Below are 17,692 nucleotides of genomic sequence, written 5' to 3' on the forward strand. Positions count from 1 at the left end.
TATATTTAAATAAATTAAATTAAAATTAACTAAAGTTAACGATTTGTGTTAAACTATATTAAAATTAATTTAATTATAATTTATTATATGGTGAGCTACAAGGATATAAGGAGGAAACAAAATGAAAGAAATAGGGGCATTACAAGCAGAATACCCATTAGTGAATAAACTTATTGCAACAGAAGAAGTATTTTGGATAAATCCAAACATAGAAAAGTATGAAAGGGCAATAAAAGATTCACCACTTAATGAAGAGAATGTAAAAGATGCGGAAGAGAGATTAAAGCGTTTTGCACCATATATTGCGAAAGTTTTTCCTGAAACGAAAGGGACGAATGGCATAATCGAATCACCTTTAGTGAAAATATCTTCTATGAAAGAAGCTTTAGAGACAAATTACAAGCAACCTATTTTAGGAGAATTATTATTAAAATGTGATAGTCATCTTCCGATATCAGGATCAATTAAAGCTAGGGGCGGCATTTATGAAGTGTTGAAACATGCTGAACAACTAGCTTTGCAGCACGGTATGTTAACAGAAGAAGATGATTATTCCATTTTAGATAGTGATACATGTAGAGAGTTTTTTGCCAAATATTCAATTGCGGTCGGTTCAACAGGAAATTTAGGGCTAAGCATTGGGATTATGAGTGCGAAACTAGGTTTTAACGTAACGGTTCATATGTCAGCAGATGCGAAACAATGGAAAAAAGATTTATTAAGAAGTAAAGGTGTAAACGTTATTGAGTATGAAGCTGATTATAGTAAAGCAGTAGAAGAGGGGCGTCAGCAAGCAGATGCCGATCCTAGCTGTTATTTTGTAGATGATGAAAATTCCCATGATTTATTTTTAGGATACGCAGTAGCAGCATTGCGATTACAAAAGCAATTAGAAGAGTTAGAGGTTGTAGTAGATGAAAATCATCCTTTATTTGTTTATCTTCCGTGCGGAGTAGGAGGAGGACCTGGCGGGGTAGCATTTGGTTTAAAGTTATTGTATAAAGACAACGTGCACTGCTTCTTTGCGGAGCCTACGCACTCTCCATGCATGTTACTCGGTTTAATGACAGGACTTCATGATAAAATTGCTGTTCAAGATATCGGGATTGATAATGTAACAGACGCGGACGGACTAGCGGTAGGAAGACCGTCTGGATTTGTCGGTAAAACGATGGAACCATTTTTGAGTGGGAATTACACAGTAAGCGATGAAGAGTTATATAGATTGTTAAAAGAACTAGCTGACACGGAGAATATTTATTTAGAGCCTTCTGCACTAGCAGGTATGATAGGGCCAGTGAAAGTATGTAAAGAAGATGAGTATTTACAAAAGCAACAGTTAACAGAGAAGGTGAAAAAAGGTACTCATATTGTGTGGGGAACGGGTGGAAGTATGGTTCCAAAAGATGTAATGAATGAATATTATAGGAAAGGTTTGGAGTTAACGGTATAAGAAAAATGAGGCTAATTGTAGCCTCATTTTTTCATGTACATAAAAATCTTTGTTATTTTCACAATAGTTCTTTATAGTATATATAAAGGATAACTAATATTGAATAAATACAACAAAAAAGCTTTATTTTACATAATAAGAGGATGTGTATACGATGTCATTACAGACTAAATATATAGCGGGTATTTCGCTTGGGGTTATGGGTGTAGGCTTTGCGGCTTCTATCCCTTTTCAAGGAACGATAGCTGGAGAGATTATACAAGGGGGATTTGAAGCTGGGTTAGTTGGCGGGCTTGCAGATTGGTTCGCAGTTACAGCATTATTCCGTCACCCGATGGGAATTCCAATTCCGCATACAGCTTTGTTACCTAAAAACCGTAAACGAGTAACGAAAGGGCTCATCAATACGTTAGAAAATGAGTGGCTAACGAAAGAAAGTATTACGAATAAAGTAAAAGAAATGCAGCTAGCACAAATGGTGCTACAAATTGCAGAGAGAGAAATGCAGTCTGATGCTGTGAAAAAAGGCATTGTAACGATTGCTGAGAAGGCGATTGTTTCAATCGATACAGAAAAATTAGCGGTTATTATTGAAAAAGAATTAAAGACGTATTTACATACAATTAATACAAATAACATTTTACAAGTGCTTGTTGATCAATTAGTAGTGCAAGAATATGATGAAAAGACACTTGATTACATATTAGTGAAGGTAAAAGATTGGACAGCGCAAGATGAAGCTCGTTACCAGCTCGGTAGCTTAGGTATGAAGGCGATGGAAAATATAAAAGTAGATGGATTCTTGCAGTTTACTTTGAAATCATTTATGAATATTGTAGATGAAGATAAGATTGGCGGCATTTTGCAGAAGTTTATCATTAGTAATATTAACAGCTTACAAGAGGCTGATAATAGCACAAGACAACTTATATTAGCGAAGATTCGTCAAGAAATTATCAATGTAAAAGAAAATGAAGCCTTATTACAGGAATTAGAAAATTGGAAAGAAAAGTGGATTGCGAATTGGAATGCTACTGACAAAATAAAAGAGATGCTAGAGCAAGTACAGCAAAGAGCAGTTGCTTTTGTAAATAATGAAGAATTTGCTGATAAATATGTTATTCCATTTTTACAAAAACAAATGAATAAAATAAAAGAAGATGAACAAACTGTTCAAAAAATAGAGAAGTGGTTACAAAAGCAAGTTGTCACACTTGTGGAAAAGAACCATTCGAAAATCGGTAAGCTTGTACAAGAAAATCTTGATAAGTTAGATGATAAAACGTTAATCGAAATGATTGAAAATAATGTCGGTAAAGATTTACAGTGGATCCGAGTGAACGGGGCGGTTTGCGGATTTATGATTGGATTAGTGTTAGAAGGAATTAAAGCGATTATATGAGAAAAACCTTCCGCAATTGCGGAAGGTTTTTTATTTTTCGAGAACACTCATATTCAAATTATAAGCTTTCTCAATATTTAACTTGTACGTCCCATTTCCAGTTTTAATCGAATTTTTATACCAATGTTCTTGGTTGTTTAATTCTGGATGTTCTTCTGAAGAAGTATTTTCGTTTTTCGTTAAATCTTCTACTTGTTCCCAAGGTGTACTTCCATGGGTTTCTTTTTGATTCGTTACTGCTGTTAAAGATACATCACTTTCTTTTGCAAGATGGACAGACACTCTTGAGCTTTCCTGTACAAACCAATTATTTTGCAATTGACCTGGATAAAGAGATAGTTCGTTATTTGAAGCACGGATTTCCACATTTTTATTTTGCGGAAGAACAAGCGTTGGTTTCACCTGTGGTGCTGAATTAAATAACGTATGCTGAACAGGTAATGATTTTAAAGTGATATACATCGTTTCTCCAGCCGTTTGAACTGAAAGGAAATCATCTCGTTTTAAATTGAGTTTTTCATTTGCTTTCGTTGTCATTTCATAAGTTCCCAAAAGATGAATTTGATTTGTATTATTTCCCTCTATCGTTAGAGGCTGATGTCCTGCATCTACTACGATTTTTTTGATAGATTCAGGTATATCAAATTGTCCGTCTGGAATATTACTCGTTTGCCTCGTTGTGTTAATAGAATGACGAACTTCTTCTAGTAATCCAGTTGATAATAAACAGTAAAAAGCAATTCCGACACTTCCTAAAACGCCGATAAAGAAAATACTAAAAATATCATATTTAATAAAAGATTGCTCTTTTTTAGAGAATAGAAGGTATAGTAAAACTTCAGCTCCAAGTATGATGAGTAAAACTGGCCACCATGCAGTTAGTGTATCTAATACTTGAATTCCTTTTACGACTGAAAAAAGTAAAAAGCATCCTAACGATATAATAGAAAGCCCCATTGAGAATGTTCCAACACGCCATGTTCTCATTCTTTTGTACCACCTTTGTTTTCTTTATTTCCAAGTAACAATTTAAAGCCGCCGCCAATTAAGAGAAGTGCAACGATAGATGTTTGGAAATAGCGATAATATAGCTCGCTAAGATGAATGTTAAATATAGTTGCAAAGTAATCATTCAAAATAGGAAGGACTGTTTGATCTAATAAATAATAACCACCGAGTGTAATTAACCCGATACCGATCCATCTTTGATGATTGATAAAATAATCGATAATGGGTTCGTCTTGAACTCGTTCTTTTCCGTATTTTGCTGTTTGCTGTAACGCATCAAAAAAGCTATAGAACCAAATGATTGGTACTAAAAATAAAAACGCAGAAAGTCTTAATAAGTCGAGTAAATAAATAGATAGTAAGAAGGCCGCCATAAGCTGAAGACCACGGCGTTGTAAGCCTAAATACATATGACCTGCTCCAGGGAACATCGCTAAAATAGAAGCAAATGTTTTACTTTTCTTTCCCTGCTCGCGGTGCTCTTCAAAATCTTCGAAAATAGTACGGTCAATTAATTGCTCGCCACGTTCTTTTTTCTGTAGTTGCTGAACAACGTCAAAGAAATTATAAATCCATAAAACAGGTAACGTAATAAGGAAGATAAGAAAACTTTCTTGCGATGTTAAAAGTGCAACGAAAATGATCATACTTCCGATTCCTGTGCAAGCTACTAAAAATGTAAGTCCGCGTTGCATAAGTCCTAATTGGAAATGGCCAAGTCCAGGGATGATGGATAAGAGAATGATATAAAATCGTTCGCTCTCTTTAGAGGAATTTATCACTTCTCCAGCTTCTTGCTTTTTCGTTTGGTTTATAATGGTGATAACTAAATCTAGTAAGTTAATTACCCATAGAACAGCTAGTAAAAATAGAGAAAGAAAAGCAATATCACGTTCTCTTACTACTATGGTACAAAATACTGCAAAGGAGAATAGAAATAGTGATCCCCCGCTATATAAAATAAACCGTCCTAGCTTTTTTAAGTATAAATGTCCAAGCCCAGGAATTAGCCCTAATACAAGTGCTAAAAAGGGATTTTTATTCATGCTTTGAACCTCCGTCCTTTTTCGATGTGTCTACCGATTTGTTTACAATTTGTTGTGAAATAGAAGACTCGTTATGTTTTGAAGATTTCTCTAAATTTGATGTCGCTGTAAAAATATACTGAAATAAACCACTTACCATAAAAATAATTGTAGCCGCAGTCGCAATTATGTAATGAATGATCGTGCGCTTTAGTGAGGTTGTTTTTATATTTTCATTAGACTGTAGTGTTTCAAAATTAATTTGCGTCATAACTTCGTTCGTAAATGAATCATCATTTATCATTGGAAGGTTTTCATGTTGTTCATCAATACTTTCCATATAAAGTGCTAAACAATGATCACATTCATAAAGATGTTCTTCCATAGATTCACGTTCATTACTTTCTATAAAATCTAATGTATAATTGCGCCAATCTTCTTTTGAATAATGCATCATAGAAACTCTTCCTCCTTCCAATGTTTTTTAATCCATTTTCGTGCTCGATACAGTTTCATTTCGACTGTTTTTACTTCGATGTTTTCCTGTAAAGCAATTTCTTGATAGCTCTTTTCTTCTAAGTAATGTGCGAGAACAACGTCACGGTAATTTTCGGGAAGTTCTCGCAGTTTTTGAGCAATGAGTAATTTTTGCTCTTTCGTCAATAATAAAGCCTCAATATTATGAGAGGACTGTATATTTTCTTCAGCTTCTTTACATAAGGAGAGTTCTTCACTTTCTCTAGCTTTCTTTCTCTTATAATCAATAGCGTGATTGGTGGCAATACGTGCCATCCACGTTTTTAATCCGCGAAATTGATAATTTGGGAGAGAGGTGTGAATTTTTACGAATACTTCTTGTGTAACATCTTTCGAATCTTCTTCATGTCTTAAAATAGAAAAGATAACTTGAAAAATATAATGACGATATGTTTGTACAAGGATACGAAAAGCATGCTCGCTTCCTTGCTGTGCTTTTTCAATTAATTGTTTTTCCTCAATCGGTCTCTCCCTCCTTTTTGACGCATTCTATTATATAGACGTAAAGAATGATAAGTCACCCTACACATTTTGTAAAAAAAGAATAATATATTTTTTGCGGGAGAGCTAGATGAAAAAAGGTGTGAAAAAATGGTAAAGAGAAGTATATAATGAGCAAGTAGGAAATGTTACACGGAGAAAGGATGTGAATGTTAGTAGGGAAAGGTCCATACTAACAAACATGAAAATTAAAATATTAATAGCAGATGATAACTCTTTTATTAGAGAAGGTATGAAAATTATTTTAAATACATACGAAGAGTTTGAAGTAGTAGATACTGTAAATGATGGGGAAGAAGCTGTAGCGTATTGTAAAAAGCATGAAGTTGATATTGCTCTTTTAGATGTTCGTATGCCAAATATGAACGGTGTAGAGGCGACGAAGTTCATTTGTGAAGAGACGAAAACAAAACCGCTTATTTTAACGACGTTTGATGATGATGAATATATTTTGGATGCAGTAAAAAACGGAGCGAAAGGTTATTTATTAAAAAATAACGATCCGGAGCGTATTCGTGATGCGATAAAAGGAGTATATAACGGTCAAACTGTTATGCAAGATGTTGTCCTCGATAAAATTAAGTCTAATTTAATGGAAAGTAAAGAGGAAGAATGTAAAATTGATAAGAGCCTTTTCACAGAAAGGGAGCTTAGTATTATCGCATTAATTGCAAAAGGTTTCTCAAATAAAGAAATTTCGAAACAGCTTTTTATATCTGAGGGAACAATTGCAAATTATATTACGTCAGTTTTAGGGAAAACTGGACTTGAACATCGCACACAAATTGCGATTTATTACTTAACAGGGAAAGTAGATTAATGATATGGAATTTTGGTTAACTGTAAGTAAATTAATTGTCTTTTTATATATTGTGTTCAGTTATATTTACGCAAATGTAGCAAATTTACCGTGGGTTATATTTACTTTACTTATTTACCTTTCTGTAAACGTAATGATTTCTATATTTAAAAAAGATACGTATAAAAAAATATTAATCTGTATATCCATTGGCGTAGTTATGTTATTTACATGGAGGGTTCATCCATTTTTTATTTTGTTTTTATCTTTGAACTTATACGAAATTACATTCTATTACATAGAAAAGAATTGGCCACGCTTTGTCGTTATGATGCTCCCAATTACGATTGCAGATGAAAGTATTCGAATGACTTATGGATTAATTGTTGCATTTTCTTTTCTCGTTTTAACTATTGCAGATCGATATATATCGCGTGTAGTAAAGCTTGAATCGCAAAATGATAAGATGCGAAAAGATATGCAACGACTTACGAAAAGCTTACATGAAAATAAAGAGTACATAAGACAATCTGAATACACATTTAAGCTAGAAGAGAGAAATCGGTTATCGCAAGAAATTCATGATAAAATTGGTCACTCGATGACGGGTGCACTTATTCAAATGGAGGCAGCAAAGAGGTTAATGGAAATAGATAAAAAAAAATCTGCGGAGTTATTACAAAATGCAATTCACATTTCAAAAGATGGAATTGAAAGTATTCGCATTACATTGAAAAATATGAAGCCACCAACTGAGCAAATTGGTATTCATCGTATGAAATTATTCATAGAGGAATTTGCCGGTAAGAATGATGTGAATATTCCTTTCGTTTATAAAGGGAACTTAGATATGATTTCTCCGATACAGTGGAAAATTATTGGTGAAAATGTTATGGAGGCATTAACGAACGCGATGAAGTATGCTGATGCGACAGTCATCTCAATTGATATTCATGTACTTAACAAGATGGTGAAAGTACAAGTGAAGGATAACGGAAAAGGTGCGGTTCTCGTTAAGAAAGGTCTCGGGATTATGGGGATGGAGGAGCGAACAGCGTCAGTAAACGGAAAAATTATTGTAGATGGAACAAGTGGTTTTGCAGTAACAATGTTGTTGCCGATATGAGGATGAATCATCTCATATGAAAAAAGTGAATAATCTCATGTGAAAAGAATGAACTTCTGCACTGAGCAGGTTCATTCTTTTTGTTTATACTAAAAGCAGAGAAACCGAAATAGGGGTGAAATGATGAATACATTAGAAATTAAAAATTTAACGAAAAAATTTGGTGATTTCATCGCAGTTGATAATATGTCTTTATCTATTAAAGAAGGAGAAATATTTGGCTTTTTAGGATCGAATGGTGCTGGTAAGAGTACAACGATTAATATGATTGCTGGTTTGTTAAGAAGTAATGAAGGCGAAATTAGCATACTAGGAAAAAATATAAAGAAACATAACCGATTTGCGAAGATGAATATCGGTATCGTTCCGCAAGATATTGCGATTTATGAAGAGTTAACTGCCTATGAAAATGTGAAATTCTTTGCTGGGTTGTACGGATTAAGAGGAGTTGAGCTAAAAGCGAGAGTGGAGGAAGCACTGCAATTTGTGGGGCTTAGCGATAAACATAAAAGTTATCCGAAAAACTTTTCTGGCGGGATGAAACGAAGATTGAATATTGCTTGTGCAATTGCACATAGACCGAAGTTAATTATTATGGATGAACCGACAGTTGGAATTGATCCGCAGTCAAGAAACTATATTCTTCAGTCTGTCCGGAAGTTAAATGAAATGGGAAGCACTATTATTTACACGAGCCACTACATGGAAGAAGTAGAAGAGATTTGTACGAAAATCGCAATTGTCGACCATGGTAAAGTGATTGCAGAAGGTACGAAAGAACAGTTAAAAGCGATTATTACAGATACGAAAGATATTTGGATTGAAGTGAAGTCAGTAGAAAATTTAGATGTAGAAAAGTTAAAAGAGATAAACGGTGTGAAAGCTGTTCAAATTGAAGAGAACGTAATCAAGGTAAACTCGGATGCAGGATTAAATAATTTAAATCAAATTATTCAGCATTTCATTAATCATGACATTGAAATTCGTTCGTTAGAGGAGCAGGCTCCAAACTTAGAAACAGTATTTCTTACGTTAACCGGAAGAAACTTACGAGATAAATAAAAGGTAAATGAAGAAAAGGTAAAGGGAGGTTCATCAATTGAACATCTTCAATATTGCAATTATGCATATTAAAAGAGATTTCAGAGACGTAAGAACTTTAGTTTTTATGTTAGCATTTCCGATTGTACTTATGCTTGTGTTAGGAACAGCGTTAACCAACGCATTTAATAGTGATAGTCATTCGATTAAAGATATACAAGTGCTATATAAAGATGAAGCGAGTAGCACGTTTTCTCAATCATTTGCAGCATTTACGAAAGAAGTGGATAAATCAGGTATTCATTTTAAAAAAGCTTCCGGCAGTATAGATGGGAAAGAAGAAGTGAAGAAAAATAAATATGCTGCTTATGTAGAGTTAAATAAAGATGGTGCAAAATTTTACGGAAGTGACAAAAGTAGTATTGAGGGGAGTATTGTGGAAGGAATGCTTACAACATTTGTTGATAAGTACAATGTAGCGGTCGAAGTTGCAAAAGTAGATCCTACTAAGGTGAGCACAGTTATTTCAAACGGAAACCATAATGATTATATAAAAGAAACATCTTTACAAGCTGCGAAAAAACCAGGTTCTATGGATTACTACGCGGTTGTAATGACAACGATGATTGCACTGTATGCTGCGATGGGAGCGAGTTCTTTAATTCGAGGAGAACGAATACGTAAAACAGGAGATCGTCTCATTGCTGCACCTATAAGTAAAGCTGAAATATTCATTGGAAAAGTACTTGGTAGCCTAGTAGCAAATGCCCTGTGCATATTACTCGTCATGTTATTTAGTAAATTTGTTTTTCAAGCGAATTGGGGCGACCATCTTGGAATCATATTTCTTATTTTATTAACACAAGTCTTTCTAGCAATTAGCTTCGGTTTAGGAATCGGATATATCACGAAAACAGCTGAAGCGTCTAGGGCAATTATTATGGTTGTTGTGCAATTAGCTTCTATTTTTGGAGGTGCATATTTCGTAGTAGAAGAAAATTTCGTTACGAATTTATCGCCATTAACTTGGGCAAATACAGCTGTTATGAAAATTATTTATGCAAATGATGTAGGGGCAGCACTACCAGTCATTTCTTTAAACATTGGAATTTCAGCACTCTTTTTATTAATTGCAATTATTGCATTACGTAGACGGGAGGGGCTATAGTATGAAGGATATTTTATGGCTCATACAAAAAACGTTATCTGTGCTTTTGAAAAATAAAAAAAGTTTACTAATTATAATTAGCTTGCCGATAATAGGGACGCTCATTTCCTTCTCGATATACGGAAATGCAGGGCAAGGAACGTTAAATATCGGGATTGTAAATAAAGAAAATGAGCCGATAGCAAATGATACGATAAAGTTTTTAGAAGGATTAAATCATGTGAATGTGAGTAAGGTTAAGGAGTCTCAAATAGAAGATAAACTCACTTCCAAAAAACTTGATGGAGTTATTACATTAGATTCTGGTTTTTCAAAAAGTGTTCGAGAAGGGAAACCAGAGCATATTGAAATTTCATCGATTAAAGGTGATCAAGTAACAGGATTTATAAAATCATATTTATATAATTATATTGATAATATAGCAGCTATTAGTAAAGTAGCCGGAACAGATCAAAGCACATTCGACAATATGTACGCAGGGTATCAAAAAAGTTCATTTAAAATGAAAACTGAGACGCTAGAAGATACTTCGAAAAATAAAGATATGACAAATCAAACGATGGGTTACCTTATTATGTTTATGCTGTTTTCAGCAGCGAACTTATCAGGTCATATTTTAAAAGAAAAAGAGAATAGAACGTACTTTAGACTATTATCAACGCCGATAGATGGGAAGAAGTTTATATTATCTAATGTCGGAGTAAATATCATAATACTAACAGTACAAATTTTGATTACAATCCTATTCCTAACGAATGTTTTTCATACGAATATCAATATGCCTTTCATAGTGATGATGGGCGTACTAATGCTATTTGCATTAATCGCAATTGGAATATCATTAGTCCTTGTAGCTTTTTCGAAAAACTCAGCATCGGCAAATGCGATGCAAAATATGATCATTGTACCAACATGCTTACTTGCTGGATGTTATTTCCCATATGACATTATGCCAAGTGCAGTACAAAAAGTAGCTAATTTTCTTCCGCAGCGCTGGTTGTTAGATACGATATCAAAACTGCAGCAGGGAATACCATTCTCGGAGTTGTATTTAAACATTTTAATTTTATTCGCTTTCGCAATTGCATTCTTCTTAATTGCTATTTATAAGTTTGGAAGAAATAATGACGCGAGAAATTTTGTTTAATGTGAAAAGGTGTGGCTTAATGCCATACCTTTTTTGTTTGAAACTTAGAGTATCTTTTGTAGTATAGGAATGCTTTTGTAGAGCACTTCGTTATGTGAAGCATGCAAAACATATTTATTTCCCTCTAGAAGAAAAACGCTATGTAGAACAGCGTTACCGTCACCATGTTTTGTAAGTAAATCACCGACGACTTTGCCGTCTGTCCATTTCAGTTTGGAATGTGAAGGGACGACTTGTAAATATTGAGTTGTTTCCTCTCCATCTCCGGCAATGAGTGTCGTTTCAATATTTCTTTTTTGTATAATAAATCTATTTGTATTTAATATATCGAGGAAAGGGTTTTTCGTTTTCATCTTACTATAAGGAAGAAATGTAATAGAAGAGTCGGATTTTATAAATAAATAATTTCCGTAATCTTTACAAGGAATAACATCTTGTAATCCTGGAAAGTAAATGTGTATCGCCTCAACTTTATTGATTTTATGTAAGATGCTTAAGTAACAAATATATTGTTCCATATAAAAATGAACGATATTTATTTTAGAAGAGGCATGGATAGGGAGACTGCCTCCAGTCCAATAACTATAATTTGGTGGAGATCCAGCGTTTGGTGTGCAGAGTATTATAAGTTGATTCACATCATTTTTATATTCGTCACTTTGAACGTAAGAACGTCCAAGAAGGCCGCCCATACTATGACAAATTAAATTTAGTTTATCGCAACCTGTAATCTTTTTAGCATAAGCAATCGTTTGTAATAAATATTTTTGTGTAGAAAGAACAATACGCTGCCGCCAGTCATAAAAACAGATGAACAAGTCTTTATTTCGTTCGTACCCCATACTTTCTAGCATCATGATGAATGGTTCGTAAACAAATGCAGAAAGTCCAAAACTCCAATTACCAGTGCCGGGAATAATAATATTGCTCATTGAACCGAAAAGACCTGGGATAAAAACAATAGGAGTTTTTCCTTTTCTCATATTCGTATCTCCTTTAACTGTTCAGTATCAATAAAAATAAGAAATACATTTCGTATGAAAACATATTTAAATGAAACACTACGAAATAGTAAGGAATATGATTGGAAGGAAACCAAAATGATAAAAAAAATATTAAGAGTTACTTCTATTATTATTGCTATTTTCGTTTTTATTTTAATTTGTATGCATATCGATGTTACCTTAGGTAGGAAAATGGAAGCTGGAAAAAACATGCCGACAGAGTATGCGCCTCATTATAGTGATTTTCAATTATATGTAGAAGGGAAATCATTATATGAGCAGCTATTTGAAGATATTAAAAAAGCGAAAAGCTCCATCTACACTTATTTCTTCATTTTGTCGGATGATAAAAGTAGTCATACTTTTTTAAACTTATTAAAAGAGAAGGCAAAAGAAGGAGTAAACGTCTATTTATCAGTTGATCGCATTAATGATTTATCATTTGAAAGAAAGATGATAAATGAATTACGGGAAAGTGGTGTGCATTTTACATATAGTAGAAAACCTGCATTGCCATTCGGATTTTATTCATTTCACCATCGTAATCATCGCCGTATTACGACGATTGATGGGGAGATTGGCTATACAGGCGGATTTAATATAGGAGATGAGTACTTAGGGAAAGATAAGCGATTTGGATATTGGCGTGATTATCATGTACGGCTTAAAGGAGAAGGAGCAAAAGATTTAGAACAGCAATTCGCTTTAGATTGGAAACGAGATACGAAAGAAGAGATAAAGAGGAGTACGAATAAAGCTAGTAAAGGGAATACATTACATACTATGACTAGTTACAATGGGCATTACGTTGCTGAAAAATATATAGAGCTCATAAAACAAGCTCAGCACTCCATTGTAATTGCAACGCCGTATTTTATAGCAAAAAATAAAGAGTCCATGAATGCTTTAATCGCAGCACAAAAGCGTGGTGTTACAGTAAAAATACTTTGGTCATATAAACCAGATCTACCTCTTATAAAAGAAGCGGCGTATCCATACATACGTCAAGCTGTTAATAATGGGATTACTGTATATGGGTATAAAAAAGGAATGTTCCATGGCAAATTAATGCTTATTGATAATGAATTAACCGTTATTGGTACAACAAACTTTACTTCGCGTAGCTTCAATATAAATGATGAAATGAATTTTTATATTTATGGTGGTCCTATTGTAGGACAAGTTAATAAGGCGTTAACAGAGGATTTTCATGATTCGAAAGAAATGACGAAAGAGTTTTTTGAAAAGTTATCTTTTTGGGAGCGTTGTAAGGAGAAAGTGGCGGGATTGGTTGAGTTCTATTTGTGATGATGAATTAGGAAAGGGTGCCTACAAAAGGCACCCTTTTTTGGTGGGAAATCATTACTTTTCATGCACAAGCATCGTAACATCATCATTAATCAACGTCCCCACATGTTCACCTAAACATATTTTTTTCATGACTCCAGGCTCATCAAAGTTAAAGACATGCGTTGGTAAATTGTAGTCCCGGGCAAGCAGTAATGCCGCTTGATCCATGACTTGTATATTTTGTCTAACGACATCATTATAGTTTAGTTTGCTGTACATTTTTGCTGATTTGTTATGCTTCGGATCACTTGTAAAAACGCCATCGACACCCTGTTTTGCGACTAATATGGCATCGCTATTCATTTCAATAGCTCTTTGTACACTTGGATAATCTGTTGTCACGAACGGTTGCCCGTTTCCGCCTCCAAAGATAACGATATAGCCGTTATCTAAATGGTGGACTGCACGTAAGCGAATGTATGGTTCAGCTACTGCATTAAATGGAATGGACGTCATAACGCGTACTTCTCTATTTGTTTTACTTGTTAAAACACCGCGAAGCATTAAGCTGTTAATGATCGTACCTAGTGTACCGATATTATCAGCTTCTACGCGATCAATTCCCCACTCTTCAGCTAGATGCCCCCTAAAAATATTACCGCCACCGATGACGATGGATACTTCGATACCTAAATCAACAATGGATAAAATTTCGTTTGCGATATGTTCTAATCGTTTGGAGTTAAAGCTATTTCCAGTTTGATCGGCAAGTGCACCGCCGCTTAATTTAATTAAGACACGTTTATATGGCCTCATAACAATTCCCCCTATATAGATCGCAATAAAAAAGGAACAAAGGCGAATGCCTTTGTTCCTTTTTAAGAAAATGAAAAAGAAAAGAAGAAGATAGGACGAATTGCTTTGTATAGTTTTTCATAACATCCACTCCTCGTATAGTATGTTTAAACTTAATTTTTTTACTTTCATGAGAGACCTGTAAAATAACTCTTGGACGTCTCAAGATATTTCTAGATAATGGTCTTAGGATCATTTGGGACAATTCTTACCGCTCCTGTGGACTTACCACATAATTAAGAGTGTTTCTCAGTGAACGTGCGGGACTCCCTACTCGCAGGCTGAGCAGCCTGACCCTCGAACCTAGATGTTAGTAGCTCTAGGGCGGCTTTCGATTCAGGACTAGCTCTCATACACGAGGTTGTTGGTCGGCGTGCACACTAGAGATATCTCGAGACGTCCGAGGAATGATTCTAAATAGAAGGGAGGTCTCTTACATGAGATTATTTGTTGGTTTAGATGTAAGTTCGTTTGATATAAAAGCTTGTATTTTAAATGGTGAAGGGAAAAAGCTAGATTCCTTTTCGGTCAACAACGACTTGCCAGGTGCCACAGCGCTCAAAGAGCGAGTGTTACAGTGTATAGCCAACCAAGAAATTGAAACTTTTAAAATCGGTCTAGAATCCACATCTGTTTATAGTTTTCATCCATCTATGTTTCTTCATTATGATGAAGACTTACAACGGTTTGGGGCAAAGGTATTTCTGATGAATCCAAAACAAATTGCAAATTTCAAGAAAAGCTATTCTGACATGGATAAAACAGATGAGATTGATGCCTTTGTCATCGCTGATTACTTACGATTTGGACGGAATCAAATGTCCATCGTAAAAGAAAGTCAGTATGTGGCACTCCAGCAATTAACAAGATCTCGTTATCAGCTCGTTAGAATGTTGACAAAGGAAAAACAACATTTTCTCCAACACCTAAGTTATAAATGTAATACGTTCTCACAAGAAGTGGATTCTTCTATCTTTGGCAACGCCATGATGGAACTGTTTCTTGAAAAATTCAGTCTAGAAGAATTAGCTGACATGCCTTTAGAGGAACTCGCTGAGTTCCTACAAAAGAAAGGGAAAAACCGATTCGGTGACCCAAAATGTATCGCATCGACCATTCAAAAGGCTGTTCGCTCTTCCTATCGTTTGGATAAGGTCGTAGAAGACTCAATCGATGTTCTTCTAGGAACATCAATTGCGGTGATTCGTACCTATCAACAGCAAATCAAAGAACTAGAAAAATCCATTAAGCGAATCATGGCTGGATTAACGCAAACACTTGAGTCCATTCCTGGAATTGGTCCTGTATTCGCCGCCGGTATTATCGCTGAGATTGGTCAAATCGAAAGATTTGATGATGAAACCAAGGTAGCAAAATATGCCGGATTATATTGGCGTACGCACCAGTCTGGTCGATTCACCGCAGAAAACACTTCGTTATCCCGTAATGGAAATCATTACTTGCGGTATTACTTAGTTGAAGCCGCCAACTCAGTAAGAAGGCACGTATCTGATTATCAAGAATATTACGTAAAAAAATATAATGAAGTACCAAAACATCAACACAAACGTGCACTCGTTCTAACCGCAAGAAAACTTGTGCGATTGGTGGATGCGCTACTACGTAGTCACCAACTCTTTACGCCAGAAAGGTGCGTGAAAGTGTGACATAAAACTTGTCATCGCTACCTTTCAATTAATTTCCAGTAAATTACATACGTTACTGGTTTAGTTTCGTGATGTCTTTTTTTAGTAAATAGGCCTTTGATAACTAAAAATTCTTTTGTTTTTCAGTTGACATACTACCGCAGGTCTTTTCATTTTGATTTGTTTTAAGTATATATCTTTTTGATTATACGAAACAATCTGATTACTTATCAAGTTTATTTTATCGTTTTTTAACAAAATGGTGTCAATGAAAAAAAGAAGAAAAATATTTGAATTTTTTGTGACGAACTTGTAGGTTTTTGTATGATTTTGTAGGTTCGCTTATAAGATGTGTGAGTAGCTTTTATAAATTCAAATTGAAAGCGTTCGCATGAAGGGGATGAACATAAATGAAAAAATTCGGATTGGCAACACAAATTTTTGTCGCGCTTGTTTTAGGGATTGTAGTAGGGGCAGTCTTTTATGGCAATAAAACGGCGATTTCTTATATCACACCAATTGGGGATATATTTATTCACTTAATTAAGATGATTGTAGTACCAATTGTTATTTCAGCATTAATTGTTGCAGTAGCTGGTGTAGGAGATATGAAGAAGCTTGGGAAACTGGGTGGTAAGACAATTCTTTATTTCGAAATTATTACGACGATTGCTATTTTAATGGGATTACTTGCAGCGAATATATTCCAACCAGGTACTGGTGTTGATATGAGTAATTTACAGCAAAGTGATATTTCTTCTTATAAACAAACTGCAGATGCAACAGAGAAGAAAGGTTTTGCTGAGACAATTGTTCACATTGTACCGAAAAACGTATTTGAATCGATTGCACAAGGTGACCTATTACCGATTATATTCTTCTCAGTATTATTCGGCTTAGGAGTTGCGGCAATTGGGGAAAAAGGAAAGCCTGTCTTTAACTTTTTTGAAGGCGTACTCGAAGCCATGTTTTGGGTTACAAATCAAGTTATGAAATTTGCACCATTTGGTGTATTCGCATTAATTGCCGTTACGGTTGCAAAATTTGGTGTAGCAACACTACTTCCGCTAGGAAAACTAGTGCTAGCTGTATACGTAACTGTTATACTATTCGTTGTGATTGTATTAGGTATTAATGCACGAATGGTTGGAGTAAACATTTTTACATTAATAAAAATTTTAAAAGAAGAATTGATTCTTTCATTTACGACAGCAAGTTCAGAAGCTGTTTTACCTAATATAATGAGAAAAATGGAAGAGTTCGGTTGTCCAAAGGCAGTTGCCTCTTTCGTAATTCCGACAGGTTATACATTTAACTTGACTGGATCGGCTATTTATCAAGCGTTAGCGGCATTGTTTGTTGCACAAATGTACGGTGTGCACATGTCACTAACGGAGCAAATAACGTTATTATTCGTTCTCATGTTAACATCCAAAGGTATGGCGGGAGTTCCAGGTGCATCGTTCGTTGTTGTATTAGCAACGTTAGGTTCAATGGGGTTACCACTAGAAGGTATCGCATTAATTGCGGGAATTGACCGCATTTTAGATATGATTCGCTCATCTGTCAATGTATTAGGAAATGCATTAGCGGCCATTGTTATGTCGAAGTGGGAAGGCGAATTCGATAATGAGAAAGCAAAACAATATGTAGAAACAGTCAAAGAAACAAAAGCAGCATAAGAAATCGT

Annotated in this window: 16 protein-coding genes; 10 read left to right on the top strand and 6 right to left on the bottom strand. The window is 34.8% G+C overall.

Going from position 1 to position 17,692, the window contains the following annotated elements:
• The first annotated feature begins 121 nt into the window (after nucleotides 1-121).
• The gene (dsdA, locus tag ACXKY9_RS08125) at nucleotides 122-1,453 is read left to right on the top strand and encodes a D-serine ammonia-lyase (RefSeq protein ID WP_000658534.1); all 1,332 of its coding nucleotides are present in this window, start codon (nucleotides 122-124) and stop codon (nucleotides 1,451-1,453) included.
• A 154-nt stretch (nucleotides 1,454-1,607) separates the two neighbouring features.
• Nucleotides 1,608-2,855 carry a DUF445 domain-containing protein gene (locus ACXKY9_RS08130; RefSeq protein ID WP_000058297.1) on the top strand — a complete coding sequence of 416 codons (1,248 nt, stop codon included), beginning with the start codon at nucleotides 1,608-1,610 and terminating at the stop codon, nucleotides 2,853-2,855.
• A 30-nt stretch (nucleotides 2,856-2,885) separates the two neighbouring features.
• Here ACXKY9_RS08130 and exsE read toward each other — a convergent pair whose 3' ends face one another.
• From exsE to ACXKY9_RS08150, 4 genes are read right to left on the bottom strand one after another with little or no spacing between them, the layout of a single operon-like run.
• Entirely contained in the window at nucleotides 2,886-3,842 is a 957-nt protein-coding gene (gene exsE, locus ACXKY9_RS08135; RefSeq protein WP_001261427.1) for an exosporium protein ExsE, read from the bottom strand.
• The gene (locus ACXKY9_RS08140) at nucleotides 3,839-4,909 is read right to left on the bottom strand and encodes a hypothetical protein (RefSeq protein ID WP_001039122.1); all 1,071 of its coding nucleotides are present in this window, start codon (nucleotides 4,907-4,909) and stop codon (nucleotides 3,839-3,841) included. Before ACXKY9_RS08140 ends, exsE begins: the two co-directional genes overlap by 4 nt.
• On the bottom strand, nucleotides 4,902-5,345 hold the full coding sequence (locus ACXKY9_RS08145; protein ID WP_000972351.1) for a hypothetical protein: 444 nt from the start codon (nucleotides 5,343-5,345) through the stop codon (nucleotides 4,902-4,904). Before ACXKY9_RS08145 ends, ACXKY9_RS08140 begins: the two co-directional genes overlap by 8 nt.
• Complete coding sequence (locus ACXKY9_RS08150; RefSeq protein ID WP_306302920.1) at nucleotides 5,342-5,887, bottom strand: RNA polymerase sigma factor; 546 nt, start codon at nucleotides 5,885-5,887, stop codon at nucleotides 5,342-5,344. The genes ACXKY9_RS08145 and ACXKY9_RS08150 overlap by 4 nt, the downstream gene beginning before the upstream one ends.
• Nucleotides 5,888-6,107: 220 nt before the next feature.
• On the opposite strand from ACXKY9_RS08150, the gene ACXKY9_RS08155 reads away from it, so the two are divergent.
• From ACXKY9_RS08155 to ACXKY9_RS08175, 5 genes are all read left to right on the top strand, one after another.
• Nucleotides 6,108-6,746, top strand: coding sequence for a response regulator transcription factor (locus ACXKY9_RS08155; RefSeq protein ID WP_000694093.1), 639 nt, complete (start codon nucleotides 6,108-6,110; stop codon nucleotides 6,744-6,746).
• A 4-nt stretch (nucleotides 6,747-6,750) separates the two neighbouring features.
• Nucleotides 6,751-7,851, top strand: coding sequence for a sensor histidine kinase (locus ACXKY9_RS08160; RefSeq protein ID WP_000397685.1), 1,101 nt, complete (start codon nucleotides 6,751-6,753; stop codon nucleotides 7,849-7,851).
• A 123-nt stretch (nucleotides 7,852-7,974) separates the two neighbouring features.
• Complete coding sequence (locus ACXKY9_RS08165; protein WP_001093830.1) at nucleotides 7,975-8,913, top strand: ABC transporter ATP-binding protein; 939 nt, start codon at nucleotides 7,975-7,977, stop codon at nucleotides 8,911-8,913.
• Between the two features lie 37 nt (nucleotides 8,914-8,950).
• Nucleotides 8,951-10,060: an ABC transporter permease gene (locus ACXKY9_RS08170; protein ID WP_001020151.1), complete on the top strand. Its 1,110-nt coding sequence runs from the start codon at nucleotides 8,951-8,953 to the stop codon at nucleotides 10,058-10,060.
• A gap of 1 nt (nucleotide 10,061) precedes the next feature.
• Nucleotides 10,062-11,207, top strand: a complete 1,146-nt coding sequence (locus ACXKY9_RS08175; RefSeq protein ID WP_000651885.1) for an ABC transporter permease — start codon at nucleotides 10,062-10,064, stop codon at nucleotides 11,205-11,207.
• A gap of 44 nt (nucleotides 11,208-11,251) precedes the next feature.
• Here the strand turns inward: ACXKY9_RS08175 and ACXKY9_RS08180 are convergent, their stop codons facing one another.
• Complete coding sequence (locus ACXKY9_RS08180) at nucleotides 11,252-12,190, bottom strand: esterase/lipase family protein (protein ID WP_001225400.1); 939 nt, start codon at nucleotides 12,188-12,190, stop codon at nucleotides 11,252-11,254.
• 117 nt (nucleotides 12,191-12,307) lie between these two features.
• Between ACXKY9_RS08180 and cls the strand changes: the two genes are divergently transcribed.
• Nucleotides 12,308-13,519, top strand: coding sequence for a cardiolipin synthase (gene cls, locus ACXKY9_RS08185; protein WP_000591912.1), 1,212 nt, complete (start codon nucleotides 12,308-12,310; stop codon nucleotides 13,517-13,519).
• Nucleotides 13,520-13,573: 54 nt separating this feature from the next.
• Here the strand turns inward: cls and pyrH are convergent, their stop codons facing one another.
• The gene (gene pyrH, locus ACXKY9_RS08190) at nucleotides 13,574-14,317 is read right to left on the bottom strand and encodes a UMP kinase (protein ID WP_001248061.1); all 744 of its coding nucleotides are present in this window, start codon (nucleotides 14,315-14,317) and stop codon (nucleotides 13,574-13,576) included.
• Between the two features lie 476 nt (nucleotides 14,318-14,793).
• Between pyrH and ACXKY9_RS08195 the strand changes: the two genes are divergently transcribed.
• Both ACXKY9_RS08195 and ACXKY9_RS08200 read left to right on the top strand, forming a co-directional pair.
• On the top strand, nucleotides 14,794-16,023 hold the full coding sequence (locus tag ACXKY9_RS08195) for an IS110-like element ISBth166 family transposase (protein WP_001236345.1): 1,230 nt from the start codon (nucleotides 14,794-14,796) through the stop codon (nucleotides 16,021-16,023).
• Nucleotides 16,024-16,412: 389 nt separating this feature from the next.
• Nucleotides 16,413-17,684 carry a cation:dicarboxylate symporter family transporter gene (locus tag ACXKY9_RS08200; protein WP_000713291.1) on the top strand — a complete coding sequence of 424 codons (1,272 nt, stop codon included), beginning with the start codon at nucleotides 16,413-16,415 and terminating at the stop codon, nucleotides 17,682-17,684.
• Nucleotides 17,685-17,692 lie beyond the last annotated feature (8 nt).

It is taken from the genome of Bacillus sp. 2175, assembly GCF_057812155.1.

Coding starts and splice junctions, on each gene's coding strand:
- cls (WP_000591912.1), top strand. CDS start 12,308: ATGATAAAAAAAATATTAAGAGTTACTTCTATTATTATTGCTATTTTC.
- ACXKY9_RS08160 (WP_000397685.1), top strand. CDS start 6,751: ATGGAATTTTGGTTAACTGTAAGTAAATTAATTGTCTTTTTATATATT.
- ACXKY9_RS08200 (WP_000713291.1), top strand. CDS start 16,413: ATGAAAAAATTCGGATTGGCAACACAAATTTTTGTCGCGCTTGTTTTA.
- ACXKY9_RS08140 (WP_001039122.1), bottom strand. CDS start 4,909: ATGAATAAAAATCCCTTTTTAGCACTTGTATTAGGGCTAATTCCTGGG.
- exsE (WP_001261427.1), bottom strand. CDS start 3,842: ATGAGAACATGGCGTGTTGGAACATTCTCAATGGGGCTTTCTATTATA.
- ACXKY9_RS08175 (WP_000651885.1), top strand. CDS start 10,062: ATGAAGGATATTTTATGGCTCATACAAAAAACGTTATCTGTGCTTTTG.
- pyrH (WP_001248061.1), bottom strand. CDS start 14,317: ATGAGGCCATATAAACGTGTCTTAATTAAATTAAGCGGCGGTGCACTT.
- ACXKY9_RS08165 (WP_001093830.1), top strand. CDS start 7,975: ATGAATACATTAGAAATTAAAAATTTAACGAAAAAATTTGGTGATTTC.
- ACXKY9_RS08155 (WP_000694093.1), top strand. CDS start 6,108: ATGAAAATTAAAATATTAATAGCAGATGATAACTCTTTTATTAGAGAA.
- ACXKY9_RS08180 (WP_001225400.1), bottom strand. CDS start 12,190: ATGAGAAAAGGAAAAACTCCTATTGTTTTTATCCCAGGTCTTTTCGGT.
- ACXKY9_RS08130 (WP_000058297.1), top strand. CDS start 1,608: ATGTCATTACAGACTAAATATATAGCGGGTATTTCGCTTGGGGTTATG.
- dsdA (WP_000658534.1), top strand. CDS start 122: ATGAAAGAAATAGGGGCATTACAAGCAGAATACCCATTAGTGAATAAA.
- ACXKY9_RS08195 (WP_001236345.1), top strand. CDS start 14,794: ATGAGATTATTTGTTGGTTTAGATGTAAGTTCGTTTGATATAAAAGCT.
- ACXKY9_RS08145 (WP_000972351.1), bottom strand. CDS start 5,345: ATGATGCATTATTCAAAAGAAGATTGGCGCAATTATACATTAGATTTT.